Source organism: Acinetobacter sp. NRRL B-65365 (assembly GCF_001605865.1).
GTDB lineage: Bacteria > Pseudomonadota > Gammaproteobacteria > Pseudomonadales > Moraxellaceae > Acinetobacter > Acinetobacter vivianii.
On the sequence record NZ_LRPD01000037.1, the window covers coordinates 55689 to 72849 of the forward strand.

Sequence of the window (17161 nt, forward strand, 5' to 3'; positions counted from 1 at the left end):
TGTAACATATTCAAGAGGTGTCTATGAGCTCATCTTCACAAATCATCGAAATCAAGAACCATTTAAGGCGTGAGTACTTCTCTGATATAGGGTCTATTTCGCTTATTGAGCCCTCTATGAGAATGCAGATTTCAGTTGCGATCGAGAAAGTGTCTGCGGGCTTTCCTTCTCCAGCCCAAGATTATATCGATAAGAAAATAGATATGAATGAGCACTTGATACAGAACGAGTGTGCAACTTTCATCGTAAGAGTAGCATCACTATCAATGATAAACGCTGGCATTGATATTGATGACGAACTCATTGTAGACCGTAGTCTTGAAGCTAAGCATAGAGATATCATTGTCGCATTGATTGATAACGATTTCACTGTTAAACGCCTGATGATGGATGAAACAGGAATCTGGTTAAAAGCTGAAAATCCAGAATACAGCAATATATATTTAAATGATGGACAACAATTAGAAATCTGGGGTGTCGTTACTTTTGTATTGAAGAATACAAGAAAGTCATGAAATCCGAAAATAAAGTATTTGCACTCGTTGATGTAAACAATTGCTACGTCAGCTGCGAACGCATGTTCAATCCAAGCTTACGAGATAAGCCTGTCATTGTACTGAGCAATAATGACGGTTGTGCTGTTGCCAGATCAAATGAAGCTAAAGCACTGGGTATCAAAATGGGAGTTCCCCTCTTTCAGATTAAAGATATCGTCCAGAAACATAATGTTCAGGTACTTTCTAGTAACTATGCTCTCTATGCCGAAATGTCTCGCCGGTTTCACAAGATACTCGGTCAATATGTCACGGAAGCTGAACAAGAGATTTATTCTATTGATGAGTGCTTTTTAGACCTGACAGCTTATTATAAAAATTATGATTTAACCGAGTATGGCCAAGATATGCGACAAAAGATCCTGAAATGGATCGGATTGCCTGTCTGCGTTGGCATAGGTCGATCAAAAACTGAAGCAAAGATTGCAAATCACATAGCAAAGAAAAATCAGGGCTTTGATGGTGTGTGCGATCTGGTGAATATGGATCTGTGCAATAAAGAGGATTATCTTGCGAAGATCGATGTTTCTGAAGTCTGGGGGGTTGGACGTAAAATATCGAAGAAGCTTCAGGAAATGGGCGTTAACTCAGTACTTGACTTGGCAAGCTCAGATCCACGTGAGATGCAAAAACGCTTTTCTATTGTAATGGCCCGAACCGTTGCTGAACTACAGGGAATTTCATGCATCGAAATTGAACACACGCCCCCCAGCAAAAAACAGATTGTTGCCAGTCGATCATTCGGATCTCGAGTAACTGAATTGACGGACTTAAAAGAAGCCATCTCAATGTATGCTCAGGACGCATGCATACGGTTAAGAAGTGAGGATTTGCTCTGCGGTACCATCATTGCATTTGTTCAATCCAACCCTTTCGATCCAAATGTGCCCTTCTACAACAAGTCGGTTAGCTATACGTTTCCAGAACCTACAGACTTTGCTCCAGATTTAGCGAAAGCTGCTACATTGATGCTGAATCATATTTACAAAGCAGGGATTAAATATAAGAAGTGCGGCGTGTTGTTGACATGTCTAGAGCCTAAGAGTGGCCACACCTATGATCTATTAACAGATTTTGATGAGATAGAAAAGAAAGAAAGGCTAATGAAAGCTATGGAATGCGTGCACCAGAAATTTGGAAAGAAAAAAATTGGTATTGGCCCCTGTTTTGTACCTAACCGAAACTGGTCGATGAGCCGGGATAAATTAAGTAAAAATCCCTTTAAATGGGATGATTTATTAATTATAAATTAGTAAGATTACGTATCTAAATTAAAACTACATTGCAATGAGCAACACTAATCAAATTTTATCAGATATAGAGAAGTTACAAGATTCTATTATTAACTTTTACTTACCTAAGTTATATTCTGAGCTTGAAGCTTCCCCTCTTATATCTCTATTAGGAAAAGCTTCCGCAATTAACTCTATAAGAAATCCGTTAGAAGATTTAATAAAAAAGGTTAATATTTTTATCATTACGTCTAATGGAATCTACAATAAGAGTATTCTTAACTTTTTAGGTGTATCTAGGGAAAAGTTAAAGAAATTACAACTTGACATTAACGCTGCTCAAACAAGTAAAGCGATTAGCGAACTAATTGAAAATACTATAATTGAGATTGATAAATTCAATATTATTTATAATAAAACATTACCAACACCTGAAATTTACACAAATGATCTAGTTTCGTATTTAGTTATAGACATAAAAGAAAAAATTGATAACTTTGATAAAGACAACCTTTTGGTTAAATACTTTTCAGAATATAATGATTTGCAAAAATTTAAAACATCTAAAACTCTCGTTGATATTAGAAATATTTTATACAAAGAAGATCAAACACTATATGATGGTATAAAAATACAGGAGTTTATTGATGATATATTCAACAATATAAAAAATATAGAAGATACAAAAAAATTAGTGGATGAGGTAAAAGAAATTGCACATGATGTTAAAGTTAACATCACCAAAAACAATAATGAGAAACTTGTAGAAAGTTTTGCAACTGAAGCAAAAAATATCAATACCATCTTAATTGAGTTAAATCGTTACATTATTATATCATTTATAACCATAATATTAATCTTACTATTAAAATCAATATTAATTATCTATTACCAAGATAGCTTTAAAGATATTTACAATATGATTGTTTTCCTTTCAGTAATACTATCAATTAGTGGACTTTTAACTTATTTAATCAAAGAAAGAAAATACAATCAAAAACTTCATGATTTTTATAATAAGCGATATCTAGAGTTAAACGCTTTGCCAGAATACATGCAAGAGCTTACACCAGAACAAAGGAAAGAACTTATAATTCAGTTAGCTCCAATATATTTCATTGGTAATTATAGCACTCAGCCAATTGATAAGAAAGAAATTGAAACTGGTACTCTTGACAAGAAATTAGATGAAATAACAAAGATAATTAATAACATTAAGGAGTTGAAAAAATAGTAGGAATGTTAACAAATGAATAAAAATGTAGTTGTTTTTAGTATGGCGGTCGCAGCCATAATCTTTACTTTTTTAATATTTAGTATTCTTGCAATTTTATTTGCTTATTGGGGTAATAGTGAAGCTGTAAAAGATAGCTTGTCTACCATTTCTGGAATCTTTGGTGGTATTACAACTATAGGAGCAGCTATCATTGCTGCATACTTATTTAATGATTGGCGCATCCAAGAAAGAACAACTTTTATACGCTCGATTGCTTATGAAATTTTTGAACTAAATGGGCAACTAATTGATCTAATGCAAGGATACCCTGCATCGAAAGATTATAATTTTGTCGCTGTAAAGTTAATGCATACAAAGATTACTACAAAACTCGCTATCATTAATCGCCAGGTGGAAGATCCAAAAATGAAGATTGTGAATGCGAACTTTGGTTTATTTATTAATGAGTTCTTCGATATACTAAAGTTGAAAGTTGATGAGCATATTGATCATAAATTGATGAAAGAACTAATTAACGATTTAATTAAAAGTTATAGAGCAGATCTAAACTATATAGCAGAGCTAACAGATATAAAAAAACTTAAAAATTAAAGCCCTCATCAGAGGGCTTTTACACATATGCCGACATGAATATTATTGTTTATAGTGTGAGCAGTACAACCAGGTAAAAGTATCAATGCTGTGAGACTCAGTACCAAGGCAGCTAATGAGCGTCTGCAATGGTATCGCATTACTTCCCCAACATATTCTTCATGGTATTTAACTTACTCATACGATCATTCAATCCATTAAAACCACCATTGATACGCCGTGTGATTATGTTGATATCGTCTTTATCTGCCAGCTCATTTAGCTCATTGTCATACCAGTACTTACATGCCACCAGCATCCCAATACTCGCCAATGCTACGATCTGAGGATTATTTTCAAAATCAATGCCAAGAGCACGCCCATATTTTCGGTAATTTGCACGGCCAGTTAACTGGATTGGTCCACGGCCTTTGTATCGGGTACCATCCCCTTTTTCTGTATTGCCCAGATCCTTACGACCCTCATAGGCTGCACCGCTGGCAATCTCTTCCATGTAGCGGAAATTACCAGACTCATGCGCCAATTGGGCCATGAAATGTGCCAGGCGCAAATCATTGTCTAAAATATGATATGTCCGCATGTGTACGTTCGCTGCAAGTGCAAGCTCTTCCGCACGTACCTGAGAAGCGCCTAGTTTTTTGAATAAGGCGGTTAAAGTTCCACGGCCAACAATACCATCATCATTAACACCTAATGCTTTCTGTAATTTTGCAATACTCATCATTTTTCCTTATGCGTAAAAAACCGCCCGAAGGTGGTCATGTTGTAAAAAATTTAATTACTGACTTGGGGCGTCCTTGTCCCGCTTCTTTTCCTGCTCTGAACTACCGAAGTAGAAACCGCAGGCAGTTGTCATCGCACCAGCAATGAAACCTAAGGCCGTATTGATAAGGTTGCTGTTTTCGCGTGGCATATCGACAAAGAATAATGCGATTACCATGACGAACATTAACCCCAGCAATGCAAAGGCCAAATAAGCCCTTGTCTGTTCACTTGTCATCTAGATCCCCTTTCAAGCGTTCTTTCGTCTGCTCGTATTGTTTCTTGCGCAATTCGTGGATCTCCTGGGCCCGCTTGTCATCTCGCCGTTTAAAATACAGTGTGGTAAAAAAAGTAATTACACCGATAAAGACTGAGGCCCATACCGCCCAATCAATGCTTGCTGCATACGCTGCCACTGATAACCCCGCTGATGTATATGAAACCTTGGATGCTGTTGCTGCGATTGTGTTTGTAGCAGCTTCAACCGCGCTTGCTGCCTGTTCTTGCATTTCCTGTCTCCAATAGACAATAAAAAAGCACCCGTTTGGGTGCTTATGAAAGATTTAAGACTTTTAAAGTATTTAGAATATTTTCACCTCCTAAAATTAGTTTTTGAGAGCGACAAAGATTCAACGCAAAGCTGACAAAAACTGTCTAATTTCTCAAAAACAATTGATCATATAATGTTCTCTTCGCACCATATCTATTGAAGCAAAATGTTCAAAACTTCTACTACAAAAGCGCTTATATTAGGTCTACTCCTAAGCACACAAGCAAATGCATTTGATATATATCAATTTATGCGTTGGAGTAATTACACCACTAATGACAACAAACATATCCAGACTAAGAATGAAGATGAATTTAATAAATTCATGAAAAATAAAAATATAAAGCGTATTAGAGTCGCTACAATGGGAATGATTTTAAGCAAGGAAAAACCAGATCCTAAAAAAATAAAGTTGATTGCAGAGCAATCTAAGCTAGATCCGGATATGCCGATTTGCTTTGATATCGAAACATCCTTTCAATATGAGCCAGAAAAAAACCTACCAGTTATTCTCGAATCTTTAAGACTTTATAAAGAATTTGGTGGTGTAGCGCCAGTCGGTGTTTATGCAGTACTACCTCAGTTGACTCCGAATGCTTATCTCAGCCCTGAAAAAAAAGCAGAATTCAGAAAAATTAATGATCAATATGCTGAAATTGCGAACCACGTAGATATCTTATTTCCTACACTCTATTTTTATAAGCTAAAAGATATGACGATTTGGGATAGTAAAGCTGAATTTAATATGCAGGAAGCAAAACGTTTTGCTAAAGAGCGTAACTTAAAAATTATGCCATTTTTGTCAACAAGTAATTGGAGATTTTCAGACAACCATACAGTATATATAAAGCCTTTGAATGAAAAAGATATGACTCATAGTTTAAATTATCTTAAAGAACTAGGAGCAGATGGAGTAGTATTCTGGGAAGATGCCAGAGCAAAACAAGATGGTAGTGAAAATCCTGCCATCTTTGATGTCCATAAAGATGCTTTCAAAGCAATTGTTAATTTTTCACAAAAACAAAAATCTAAATAGATATGTATGACAGCAGCATCTACCGCAGTTGTTACTATTTTGCTAATAGTAGCTTGCACAGTACATGCTGTCCGCTTATGCCTCTCCTACCTTTAAAAATTTTACTCAATACAAAAAGCACCATTACAGGTGCTTTAAAAAATATTTAGTGAAATTTTATAAAAATATATAATTAGTTCATCGGTAACTGACTAACACATATCGTTTTTACAAAAATACTCATTTATAATTCGCCAAATTTTTAAATTGGCGTTCTTATGGTTCCTAAAATTAATAATTTCGATCTGATTAGGTTTTTAGCAGCTTGCCAGGTCGTATATACACATGGGATTCACCATTTGAAAATCGAGGGCACTCTTTTTTCAGTTTTTGATAAGTTTATCCAATACTTTCCTGGTGTCCCTATTTTTTTCACAGTCAGTGGTTTTCTTATCTTCTGGTCTTTTGATAGAAAACCTGAATTAAAACAATATATTAAAAACAGAATATTAAGATTGTATCCTGCGTTATATGTATGTTTAGCAGTGACTATTATTCTTTTAATACTAAGCTCTTCGTTTGAATATTTAAATCATTTCAGTTTTTATGTTTGGTTGATTACACAAGCTACCTTTTTGCAGTTTTATACACCTGATATTTTAAGATTCTGGGGCGTGGGCACTCCCAATGGTAGTCTTTGGACTATCGCTGTTGAAGTTCAGTTTTATGTGATTGTTCCAATTATTTACTTCTTAGTCAAAAAATTTAATGGAGCAATTATACTTACAGCACTTTTCTTAATTTCCATTATACTGAATTTTGCTTTAAATACGCTTGAGCCAAGCACAATTAGACAACTTAGTTTCATAAGTATCATTCCTTATTTGTTTAATTTCATGATTGGATCAACTATTTACCTATACTGGAATAAATTGAGATTTTTGTTTGAAGGAAAGTTTTTGATTTGGTTCATAGCTTATTTAACCTATTTCAATTTTTTTGGTAATTATTTAGGATATGAAATAAAAAACTATCAAATTAACAATATTTTTCAATTAATTACTCCTATCTTACTGAGCTTAACAACAATATCTTTCGCCTTTAGTTTCAACAACTTAAGCAATAAAATACTCAAACACAACGATATTTCTTATGGTATTTACATTTATCATATGTTGGTAATTAACGTTTTAGTTCATTTAGGCTATACACACGATAACTTATACTTTTTCACTTCATTTTTAATCACTTTATTTTTAGGTTATTTAAGCTGGATCTTGATTGAAAAAAATGCACTTAAACTAAAAAATAAGTTTTAGAAAATACAAAGCCCCTAAGAATTAGGGGCTTTTTAATGAACCTAGGCTTCAGAAGTACTTTGTGTAATCTGATTTGAATAGTTCCAAGTTGTTTCTTTCCATACATCGCGCGCTGCGACACGGATGTAATATGGAGTAGTAGCTTGAAGCCCTCCTATGGTTGTTGTTAATGCGGTACCCGTCCACCGTGGTGCTGTTGTGGCTGGATCAAAATCTGCTGTGGCACTTAACCAAACAGCATAATCTTTAAGATCTGGAACATCACTTGGTATCCAATTTATCGTGATACTGTCAGCATTCGCTGATGTGTAGATGTTGGTCATAACAGGCGGTACAGGATTGCTAATACTGAGTTCAGCAAAGGTGCTTAAGTTAGCTCCACTTTTACTAGCAACTCTTAAGGTATAAGCACGCTGCACACTATCAATCTTAGCTTCCTCGATCGAATAACTATAATCGGTATTGGTTGTCTCTACTTCACGCAACTTCACCCCATTGGACCATACCTGAACCACATAGCTATTTGCACCAGCCGTACGCTGCCATTGAATTTTAAATGTTGTGCCCACGAATGGAGATTGAAGGGATAGACCCACTACGCCAGATGGACGCCCTCCATTTAGCGTATAACTATAAGCTGTTACTTCATCCAACGACTGCTCTTTTTGTTCAAGTCCATTAAAACTTGTGAACTTCAGATAGATTAATTTTCCTATTAGATTCGTTGCGTAACTGTACTCAAAAATAGCGCGATCTAACCGGATAAAGCTTTCACCAGCATTATGGCTCTGGGCATCATTGAAACGCCCCCTTAGCACATCACTTAATGTATATAGACCAGATCCATTTAAAGTCGCTTCTTGATAGTTAAAATACTCATCACCCACTTTACAGATCGTCTGGTCAGTCTGCGCATCAAGTAAGGTTCCACTAAATAACTGGCTTGCTGTATTTAACTGGATCTGCATTGATGAGGCATTCGAATTTACTGGTGCGACCAACTGACCGTATCGGGCTGACCCATAGATGGTACCAATCATTTCAAAGGTGGCATTATCAAGACTGGCCCATACATTACAGCCGCCCCAGTTAGGACCACCAGAGACAGCCATCCTGACTTCATTTTTCCCATCTGTAAAGTCTAATGGAGGCTCGAAGATCGCTGGCGCATTTACATTACCTGGTTCTTCATTACCGCCCTGATAACCATTTGATGCTTGCAGATCATATTCAATAGCGGATCTGGAACCCTCTGCTAATTCCTCTGCAGTAATGGTTAATACTCCATCGTCATCTTCCTCAACCCGAGTAATACGAACCGCAAAACCATCCAGTCCTAATGAGACATCAGTTATCATCACGATATCCATTGGTTCAAGTAGGCAATACTTCCATCCCAATTGAAACTCGTATTCATTACGGACATATAACAGCCGCTGTAAACGAAGTTGAGCCACGTGTCTGGCAATCTTTGGCTCACAAAAAAAGTTTAGCTTTTTGGGCTCTTCAGATCTTAATCCGTACATTTCTATGTTGGCCTGATCCTTGGCTTCCACAGTTTCGGTGTTGTACTGATTATATCGATTGATGTATTCAATTTGGACATGATTGAAGGCATCTGTATCACGGCTACGGCGCACTTTGACAGGCTCGTCTTCACCTAGAAAATCATCATCAGTTAAGTGATAAACTGGTGTTAAATCTGGTGTGTATGTCACGCCGTGGCCAGTCAGTGCAGCATCACCAAAAGACTTGATTTTTAGCCCATCTGGGCTTGGTACTACGGCACAATTAACCGACTCTACAATCTCATTGATAATTTCATGCGCTTCTCGCTGCTCTGTAAAAGCTGGTGAGATTAAGAGATTGGCTGCTCGGCAATAGGTTCTGAACTCATTTAGATTGGCAATGTTCAAGCTTGGGGCCGCGCCATATCGAGGATTCTTAATAAAATCTTCGATCACATCCGCTGGATTGGCATCATCGATCGTTGGGGAGAGTGTAATTGTGCTGATTACTTCAAAATTATGGTTAGAAAGACTGGCACTGCCACCCAAGTCATAATTTGCTGCGGCAACATATCCCAAATAAGGATAATTTAATGCCTGGTCAGGATGCTTGCCTGCAATATAGCCCCACATCGGATTGTTATTGCCATCAAACAATTCAAAACCGAGCTGATCAATTGGCTCTAACGCAATGCCATTCTCTTGCTTGGTAACAATCTGGTCCTTATCAACCCAAATTATACCAATGTCCTTGATCTGGTTTTCACATAACCCCAGCATTAACGAGGCACTATAGGTATAGGTTGTATTCTTGGTTTTGGTTTTACCGCCTTTTCCACCTGATTTTGTAGTGGTTGTATGCGCCGTTGCTTTGAAGTCACCGTACCAGAACATATTCGCTGCCACACGGGTTTTTCCATAGACCAATGGCTGGCAAAGCCCGTAGGCAGATTGTTGAATCCGCATCGAGTTAATGCGGGTATCTGACATGCTGATTGTGGTACTACCAAACACTCCACTCATTCTTTCAGCCTCTTCATACGAAAAAAACCCGCACAACGGCGGGCTAAACTTCCTTTTGTACCATCCTGCAGGATGACACCTAAATGAATATAGGAATGGATAATCGTGGGCCATTCCACGACAATTGCACCATGACTGATACACTTGCCAAAATGATATAAAACTAGATCACCAGGTTGAGGTTCCTCTACTTCATAGCACACGCTCAGTACATGTTCTAAATAGCGTTGTCCCATCTGATGCATGTGCCAGTCTGGCGGATAAGGCCGAGGATCTAAGTGATCCATCAGCCCGACTTTTTCAAACACCTCACAGATCAAAGTGCCGCAATCGACACCAACACCTTTAACACGTCCTTGGTGATGGTATGGAGTACCAAGCCAAGTTAGAGCTTCAGATACAGCTTCACGATTTTTCACGTCTAACCTCGGCAATATTTGTATAGCAACTTATAAAACACAGTATCAGCTATCATTGCATAACCAACAGCGTTCGGATGAACATGATCATCAACAGCTTCTAAATGTGTGGATGATCTCGCACTGAGTCTATGCCAATTTGGATCTCGCAAAGCTGGATTTGTATTTGGATCAATTGTGGTTTTCTCATATCCGATTTCACTGCAAAACGTGCAACTGATTTGAAGGAAATCAACATTCGTTTTTGTTGCAATCATTGCTTTGTATTCGTCATTAAATAATTTGATCGCTTCAAATACTTCGCGCTTCGATACAAAACGAGAACCCGTATATGTTTTGAACATGAGATCTGGTGCTTGATTTAAACCTAAACAGATAATATTCGTGCTGGGATGAGTTGCACGAATCTTATCAATCAATAATCCCAAATCAATAGCAGCTTGTTTTGCTGTGCTGTTATATACATCGTTCCATCCTAGTTGAATAATGATTGTTAAGTTTGAGCCAGTAGAATTAACGCCCGAGAACCCGTTTTGATTAAGATAGTACGAGAGGTCAAATTGCGATGTCGACGGATTCCAAAATGCGTTAGAAATTGCTGTCTGAGGATCATCTCCTACTGACGCATTGTTAAGATAATGCGCTGCTCGCCAACCGCCACGTCCCTCATGCTTGACTACTTCATCCCCTCGAGTGCCAATAAATTCAATGTTGTTTAATGACATAGGTGCTGGTGACAATTCAGCTGAAAGAATTTGTCTGCCGATGCCAGTTAAACGCCTTGAACACTCATTCACCCAAGCTCCTGTAATTTTACTATTGGCATAGCCATCCATCGTTGAGTCACCCAGTCCAAGAAAATAAATTTTCTCAGCAGGGTTTTTAGGAGTATCTGTCACAAGTACATTAAACGAAGCTAAATTTTTTTTAACATTCGAATCTTCTGTAGTTTGTAAAACTACAGGGATATTCGCTGACGAAGTTGGAATGATTTTACATACACGTGCATTAGAACCGGAAATATTCCATGCGATGTTGTCAGCATTGCCCACAATTCCGTCGCCGAATAAGAATACAGGTTCATTTTTAAGAGCATATACAGCACTAGGAACAATAGTTGAGTATTGTTTTGATGTTGATGCATCAGCAGGCCTTGGTAGTTCAATTCCTGTAAAAGCATAACTATAAGCAGTAGCAGCACTTGCACGAGCAAATTTTGCATTTGCATTAGTAATAGTTAACTCGACTGTTGCAAGATTAGTTGCAGCATAAATAGATTCAATAAAATTTCCATTTTTGTCATAAAGACTAACATTAGAAACTTGTGTTACATTGCCTCGTCCCGTGTACTTAAACTTTTGATTTAGCTTACACACAACTAAAGGGGTCGTAATCCAAGTGTCTGATGCAACAAATGTTCCATCAAGTTTTACATAACCTTTCTGAGTATCTGTTGCAGTGAAGAAATCGCTATTAAAAACATCAAGTGCTTTTACTTGATCATTTAGATTTGTTGCAGATTGAGTCTGAATATAAAGAGCATAAGTCGAGCTACTAACTACACTCATCCGTATAAACTTTACTGTAGGAAACTTACGACCAATCTTCAGTTTTTCAGCACGATCAATATTCTGAATATAACCTAAATAATTTTTATTCGAGTCATAACAAGCTAGTGGTGCTACTGTAGAAGTTGTTGCAACCGGATCTGCATCTCTTGTCACAATACTGGTCGCATCAACTGCAATATAGTCTGTTACTCCCCATCCAGCCAATGCAACTAAACTACCATCAGTTTTTGTTGCATAGCCAACAGCCATTTGACCCGCCACATTTGTTGGTTTCCCAATATATGGAACTAAATACTCATCAATAAATGCAGTAACTGAAGGCTCATACAAGTAAATTTTAGTATTGCTTGTTGATTGATAACCCAAACGAACAAATTTAGCATCAGGATATATATCTAAAGGTTTAACATTGAAAATTGCCACCGTATCAATGTAATAGCCAAGGAATACCTTATTTGCATCATAAAACGCCAAAGAACAACCATTTGAAGCGTCACCAACAATCACGCCATCTCGTACCACCTTAGATGTTGATGTAATTGCGATAAAAGGAGTCGCATACCATGAAGCATTAGCTACCAACAGCCCAGTTGATTTAGAAATATAGCCGGAAATTTTTCGATCTGCTAAATTTTTATACTCATTAGACAGGGTTTTGAGAGCATTATTCGATTCTAAAACCGCCATAGATTGATTTTCAGTAAAGCCCTCAGAGACACCGTTAATTAGTCTATTGAGCCCATCTTTAAACTGTGATTCAGTAACATTATTTCCAGTTAATTCCGCTGGTAAAGGTAGATTAGCCATAATCTTTATCCCATAAAAAAACCCAGCAGCAGCTGGGTATTAATGAATTGAAAATCTAAGTTAAATTGAAGTCTCAGGAATAGGTACAAAAGGTGCACCTCTGAAGCGTGAACGGTTGTTAAATCGGTTCTGACAAGTTTCAAGCCGTTTATCACAACCTGGATAAACCTTAATTGTTTCACCTATGGCTGGCATTTCTAAAAGTGGTAAGGTAAGCAACAGTGCCCCAGACTCATGTAAGCGTACCGTTCGCTTAATCCCACGATTGACGCCTTGGGTGAACTCAACCACACCTTGAGTAAACCAGCCTTGAGGCTGATTTAACGTACAGATGATGCGGCTCGGTGTGCTGTTTGCTTCAACCACCGTATTTACCACGTAGTCAGAGCTCAATAAGCCACAGCCACTATCAAACAATGTGTTTAAACATCCAGGTTGATAAAGATTACGTGGCATTTTGACATTCAGAATATCTGTATCAGAGGCAGCATTAACGTGGATCTGATTACGGTCCATTTCTGGTTCAATCAAGCTTCCTTCAAACAGTGTGATTGCACCGGCACTGGTGTCAGTCGGTGTATTCATATCCATAAATACACGCTCCAACTTAAACCGTGCTCCATCCAGAATGCCATTATGAAATGCCTGGACTATAGGGATATCACTAAACAGCGTATCGTCATTCACAAAGATAGTGATAGATAAACTGTCCACTTCGATGCCTAAGTTTTGGGTGATACCTTCCCGTTCAATGATTGGACCATCTGATCGATACAACTGCCCGGCAATAGTTAAATCAAAGTCATAATTGGTATATCGATATACATCACCTTGAATGGTTGTGATGGTATACAAATCAGCCATGAGAAACTGATCTGCATTTAATAGGGCTATTAGTTTTGCTGAGGCCTGTCTCATATCTTATTCCCTAATGAACCCACGAATTCTACTTTGCCTGCTTTCCAGAGCTTATGCATGAAATTGACATATTGCTGCTCATCATCTTTAAAACGGCATCGGTAATAAAATGTACCTTTAACGGTAATAGAGATTCCCTCTTCAACAGGTTCAGTAAGAATATATTTACCATCCGTTGTGATTTGAGAAGTAGCCTGATTCCACATAGGCTTTTCAGTATTCTCATTCCACATAGTTTTAGTTGTAGCTTGATTCCACATGCTTAGATCTACTTCACCCACAATTTGTTCTTGGGTGTTTCCTAAAGGTAATTGGCTGTTGTGTATTGCCTTGTAGATCTGGAATGATGTAGTGGTACCATCCCCCATATATGTGCAACTAAACTCATTGTCATCGGGCATTTTGTAGAGGAATGAATCAAAAGCCCCACGGCGTTCAAAAAAGAATCCTTCAAGTTGCTGCAACTCAGTTCTCCCTTTATTTTCCCTGAGAAATGCGTAAGACATCGATATTTCATACTTTGGCACAGCCTGATAGCTGGCACGCAGCTCACGACCATTAACCGATGTCATGATTTTAGTGTTAAAAGTGGGGGTCTTCGTTAGCTCCCACTCTAAGCCAGGTAATTCCGGAAATAATTCATTAGACATACATACTCCTTATTTACCAAAATTACGGTTATAACCTTTCAAACCACCAGCCAATTCACGCCCATGTTTTTTCATGAAACGTTTTAAGTCTCTTGAATCCCATGCTTGGATATTGATCATCGGCATAGGTCCACCCACATCAGCTGATGCCATTGCTGGATCCTGACCACCACCTGCCATTGATCTACCTAAGGCTCGAATGGTATTGGCATGTTGCTTGGGTAAGACCATTTCCTCTTCATGAAGCTGAGTTACTGGATTCACCCCTGATGGAATGTCATAACCTCCTCGAGCAGATTTAATCTTGCCAGCCAGTCCACCTACCAAAGCTAAGGCCGATGCACCTGCAGCGACAGCCAGTACAGGACCAACATAAGGAATTGATACCATAGCCTTAAATGCCCCTGCCATCGCTTCCCATGCATACATCATGATTGACTTAATTGCCTCACCAGCTTTTAAGCCTAATCGAGCAACCACACCCATTCCCGTTGCTGATGTCTTACTCATCTCACCAGCAACAACGGCGGTTGTCTGTGATGCTTGGCCTGCCACCTCTGCTGCAGTCTCAGTTTTAATAAACCCTAAACGAACCATTAACCGCCGTGCAAGACCAGCGGCATACAGTTTGATTGGCTCAGTAACCATTTTCTGGATAAAGAAACCTGCCATATCGGTTAAAACTGCATTGGTAGCGTTACGCCAGGTTAAAGTCCCGTTCATCATGGCTTGAATGCCTTGATCCCATAGGTTAGACATACGAGATGTCAGACCGCCAAACTTATCCTCGAAATCCTTGATCTGGGCATCGTTAAGTAAATTCGGTGTCTGCAGTGTAGAAACTGTTTGCTCAGTATCCAGACTAGAAATATTATTGAGGATCTGCCCCTGATTGCCCTGCTTCCCAGATTTTTCACTCATCTGGTTTTCCAACTCTAATCGCTCTTCTAAGCCACGGCGTTTTAATTCACGCAACTTATCTTCCAGATCCTTTTCCAGTTGATACTTTTGTACATTGGAAATTTTCTTGGCATCAAATGCAGCCTGTATCTCAGCCTTATTGATTTCAAAAATCCGCTGTGCAGCTAATAGTTCATTTTCAATTCGTTCCTCTTGAAGATTTTTGTACTCTTCAAATTCCTTAACCCGTAATGCTTTGGTTTTATCACTGGCATCTTTTTCGGCTACAATCCGGAACTTTGCTTTTTCAGCATCAGTGACTTTTGATTTTTCAATTTCACTAAGTGCCTTTTGCAAATCCAAAGAAATTTTTTCCTCTTCGGTAGCGTACTTGTATCGAATCTCAGCAAGTGCTTTAGCCGCCTGCTCTGCAGCCCGTTGTCTGGCTTTGGCTTCAGCATCCGCCTTGGCTTTAGCTGCATCTCCACTGGAATCTTTTGTCCCAGTTCCTATTGAATGGGTGGGATTAAAAGTGGAACTAATAGGCGGTTTTGATTGAACAGAATTTACTGTTTTAGGTGGACCCATAAAAATACTAAAAAGTTTTTGCCCACCACTTGTAGCTGACTGGATTGCATTATCCTTAAATGCTCCCCAAGAATTTCCTGTGGTCATTACACCAGTGTTCCATGCATCTTTTATATTTGTTATACGATTTTTCATCTGGCTGCTATATCTGTCTGTGATAGAGCCAATTTGCGATAGACCGCTCTCCCAAGATGCCTTAGCTGCAGAAAAATTAAAACTGAGCACATCTCTAACAACATTTCCAAATGATTGAAACTTTACAGAGAGTACATCTAGTCCATATTGTATTGTTTCTCTAAACCCTGCAAATACGTTAATAACAGTGTTTATAGCAATATTGATTGCCTGACAAACAGTTACAACAATAGCTCTTATTCCCGCAAACGCAATTTCTATACCTGTTCTCAAACCGATTGCTACGGCCCCAAACCCTTTTAATGCTCCCGAGATCAAATCTAAGAACCCAATCTGCTGCTGACTACCGTCTCCAATATCTGCTGTTAGATCACTCCAAATGTTTGAGATAAGACTAAATACAGACTGAACAACACCTAGCAACTCTTCAACTATGGTGATAATTGTTCTCATTGAATCATCAACTGCATTTCTAGCTTGAACAGCAAAATCAATAAAATTATTTGCTATCTGCGTTAGTGCTGGAGCAGCTTGTGCAGCCATTCTTGTTAGAACTCCCTGCATAGTAGTTTCAATTGTACTTAAAGCCGAACTAAACTCTTTAGTAGCACGAATTGCCTGCTCGTCCATAATCAAACCAAGGTCGTGAGCTTGTTTTGAATATTCCTTTAATTTGGCGGAATTATTTTCTAATAGTGGGGCCAATAAAGTTGCATCATTGGCAATTGATTCCATATAAAAAGTCATTTCCGCTTGAGAAACGTTGGCTTTTTTTAAAGTCTGGTAATACTTTTCTAAGATTTGTGGTCCAGTTAAACCTTGAAACTCTTTAGCAGTCACTCCAACTTTAGGCGCAATCTTTTCAAAGAAATCGGCCATTTCGCCGCCACCAGTTTGCATAAAATCGCCAAACTTATCGTTCACATCTTTCATGATGTCTGATAGTTTGCCTTGCTCTACACTTACTTTATTTGCCGCAAAAGCCCATTCCTGAAATTCAGTTGTTGTTGAATTGGCTAGCCTTGCTTGAATTTCCAGTTGCTTTGATGTTTCGCCGATTTTATTTGTCAGATTTCCAAGCCCAATTAATGCAGTCCCAATTGCAGCGGATACACCAATACCAACTAAAGCTACATTTTTTGCTATCCCTCCAGAAATAGATGCTCCTAAATCTGAAAATCGACTTTTTACCATTTGTGAAACAGATTCAATACTGCGCCGAAAATTTGAAAAATCTGGTTTAAAATCTATTTTTTTTCCCAAATCTTCAATTTGACCCGCCGTTTTTTCAACAGTTTTCTCGGCGTCATTCATCCCACGTTCAAGCTCTGAAGTTCGGGCACCAACATGAACCTCAACACGATTGTCAGCCATTTTACTTT

Annotated in this window: 15 protein-coding genes; 6 read left to right on the forward strand and 9 right to left on the reverse strand. The window is 38.2% G+C overall.

From position 1 onward, the window contains the following. Positions 1-23: 23 nt before the first annotated feature. Genes AWW72_RS13720 through AWW72_RS13735 form a run of 4 tightly spaced genes read left to right on the forward strand, consistent with a single transcriptional unit; the run spans position 24 to position 3614 of the window. Positions 24-515, forward strand: a complete 492-nt coding sequence (locus tag AWW72_RS13720; RefSeq protein ID WP_062847697.1) for a LexA family protein — start codon at positions 24-26, stop codon at positions 513-515. Then, entirely contained in the window at positions 512-1807 is a 1296-nt protein-coding gene (locus tag AWW72_RS13725; RefSeq protein ID WP_062847698.1) for a Y-family DNA polymerase, read from the forward strand. Before AWW72_RS13720 ends, AWW72_RS13725 begins: the two co-directional genes overlap by 4 nt. 34 nt (positions 1808-1841) lie before the next feature. Next, the gene (locus AWW72_RS13730) at positions 1842-3020 is read left to right on the forward strand and encodes a hypothetical protein (protein WP_062847699.1); all 1179 of its coding nucleotides are present in this window, start codon (positions 1842-1844) and stop codon (positions 3018-3020) included. Between the two features lie 15 nt (positions 3021-3035). Further along, the gene (locus AWW72_RS13735) at positions 3036-3614 is read left to right on the forward strand and encodes a hypothetical protein (protein WP_062847700.1); all 579 of its coding nucleotides are present in this window, start codon (positions 3036-3038) and stop codon (positions 3612-3614) included. A 139-nt stretch (positions 3615-3753) separates the two neighbouring features. Here the strand turns inward: AWW72_RS13735 and AWW72_RS13740 are convergent, their stop codons facing one another. The 3 genes from AWW72_RS13740 to AWW72_RS13750 are packed head-to-tail and all read right to left on the reverse strand — an operon-like array spanning position 3754 to position 4885. Beyond that, the gene (locus AWW72_RS13740) at positions 3754-4335 is read right to left on the reverse strand and encodes a glycoside hydrolase family 19 protein (protein ID WP_062847701.1); all 582 of its coding nucleotides are present in this window, start codon (positions 4333-4335) and stop codon (positions 3754-3756) included. A 57-nt stretch (positions 4336-4392) separates the two neighbouring features. Beyond that, on the reverse strand, positions 4393-4614 hold the full coding sequence (locus AWW72_RS13745) for a hypothetical protein (protein WP_062847702.1): 222 nt from the start codon (positions 4612-4614) through the stop codon (positions 4393-4395). After that, positions 4604-4885: a phage holin gene (locus AWW72_RS13750; protein WP_062847703.1), complete on the reverse strand. Its 282-nt coding sequence runs from the start codon at positions 4883-4885 to the stop codon at positions 4604-4606. The genes AWW72_RS13745 and AWW72_RS13750 overlap by 11 nt, the downstream gene beginning before the upstream one ends. 207 nt (positions 4886-5092) lie before the next feature. Here AWW72_RS13750 and AWW72_RS13755 point away from each other — a divergent pair, with 207 nt between their 5' ends. Beyond that, positions 5093-5962, forward strand: a complete 870-nt coding sequence (locus AWW72_RS13755; protein ID WP_062847704.1) for a hypothetical protein — start codon at positions 5093-5095, stop codon at positions 5960-5962. Between the two features lie 257 nt (positions 5963-6219). Continuing rightward, positions 6220-7260 (forward strand): acyltransferase family protein, encoded by a 1041-nt coding sequence (locus AWW72_RS13760; protein ID WP_062847705.1) that lies wholly within the window; start codon positions 6220-6222, stop codon positions 7258-7260. Between the two features lie 41 nt (positions 7261-7301). Here the strand turns inward: AWW72_RS13760 and AWW72_RS13765 are convergent, their stop codons facing one another. The 6 genes from AWW72_RS13765 to AWW72_RS13790 are packed head-to-tail and all read right to left on the reverse strand — an operon-like array spanning position 7302 to position 17153. Beyond that, complete coding sequence (locus tag AWW72_RS13765; RefSeq protein ID WP_062847706.1) at positions 7302-9791, reverse strand: phage tail protein; 2490 nt, start codon at positions 9789-9791, stop codon at positions 7302-7304. Further along, entirely contained in the window at positions 9788-10210 is a 423-nt protein-coding gene (locus AWW72_RS13770) for an NlpC/P60 family protein (protein WP_062847707.1), read from the reverse strand. The genes AWW72_RS13765 and AWW72_RS13770 overlap by 4 nt, the downstream gene beginning before the upstream one ends. A 2-nt stretch (positions 10211-10212) precedes the next feature. Beyond that, a complete protein-coding gene (locus tag AWW72_RS13775) occupies positions 10213-12588 on the reverse strand; it encodes an SGNH/GDSL hydrolase family protein (protein WP_062847708.1) in 2376 nt (791 codons plus the stop codon). Between the two features lie 60 nt (positions 12589-12648). Further along, the gene (locus tag AWW72_RS13780; RefSeq protein WP_062847709.1) at positions 12649-13506 is read right to left on the reverse strand and encodes a phage/gene transfer agent baseplate hub protein; all 858 of its coding nucleotides are present in this window, start codon (positions 13504-13506) and stop codon (positions 12649-12651) included. After that, complete coding sequence (locus AWW72_RS13785) at positions 13503-14156, reverse strand: DUF2460 domain-containing protein (RefSeq protein ID WP_062847710.1); 654 nt, start codon at positions 14154-14156, stop codon at positions 13503-13505. Before AWW72_RS13785 ends, AWW72_RS13780 begins: the two co-directional genes overlap by 4 nt. Before the next feature lie 9 nt (positions 14157-14165). After that, positions 14166-17153, reverse strand: a complete 2988-nt coding sequence (locus AWW72_RS13790; RefSeq protein WP_062847711.1) for a hypothetical protein — start codon at positions 17151-17153, stop codon at positions 14166-14168. Between the last annotated feature and the right edge of the window lie 8 nt (positions 17154-17161).

Excerpts from the sequence above, each read along its gene's own strand:
- AWW72_RS13720 (WP_062847697.1), top strand. The coding sequence starts at position 24 with ATGAGCTCATCTTCACAAATCATCGAAATCAAGAACCATTTAAGGCGT.
- AWW72_RS13725 (WP_062847698.1), top strand. The coding sequence starts at position 512 with ATGAAATCCGAAAATAAAGTATTTGCACTCGTTGATGTAAACAATTGC.
- AWW72_RS13730 (WP_062847699.1), top strand. The coding sequence starts at position 1,842 with ATGAGCAACACTAATCAAATTTTATCAGATATAGAGAAGTTACAAGAT.
- AWW72_RS13735 (WP_062847700.1), top strand. The coding sequence starts at position 3,036 with ATGAATAAAAATGTAGTTGTTTTTAGTATGGCGGTCGCAGCCATAATC.
- AWW72_RS13740 (WP_062847701.1), bottom strand. The coding sequence starts at position 4,335 with ATGAGTATTGCAAAATTACAGAAAGCATTAGGTGTTAATGATGATGGT.
- AWW72_RS13745 (WP_062847702.1), bottom strand. The coding sequence starts at position 4,614 with ATGACAAGTGAACAGACAAGGGCTTATTTGGCCTTTGCATTGCTGGGG.
- AWW72_RS13750 (WP_062847703.1), bottom strand. The coding sequence starts at position 4,885 with ATGCAAGAACAGGCAGCAAGCGCGGTTGAAGCTGCTACAAACACAATC.
- AWW72_RS13755 (WP_062847704.1), top strand. The coding sequence starts at position 5,093 with ATGTTCAAAACTTCTACTACAAAAGCGCTTATATTAGGTCTACTCCTA.
- AWW72_RS13760 (WP_062847705.1), top strand. The coding sequence starts at position 6,220 with ATGGTTCCTAAAATTAATAATTTCGATCTGATTAGGTTTTTAGCAGCT.
- AWW72_RS13765 (WP_062847706.1), bottom strand. The coding sequence starts at position 9,791 with ATGAGTGGAGTGTTTGGTAGTACCACAATCAGCATGTCAGATACCCGC.
- AWW72_RS13775 (WP_062847708.1), bottom strand. The coding sequence starts at position 12,588 with ATGGCTAATCTACCTTTACCAGCGGAATTAACTGGAAATAATGTTACT.
- AWW72_RS13780 (WP_062847709.1), bottom strand. The coding sequence starts at position 13,506 with ATGAGACAGGCCTCAGCAAAACTAATAGCCCTATTAAATGCAGATCAG.
- AWW72_RS13785 (WP_062847710.1), bottom strand. The coding sequence starts at position 14,156 with ATGTCTAATGAATTATTTCCGGAATTACCTGGCTTAGAGTGGGAGCTA.
- AWW72_RS13790 (WP_062847711.1), bottom strand. The coding sequence starts at position 17,153 with ATGGCTGACAATCGTGTTGAGGTTCATGTTGGTGCCCGAACTTCAGAG.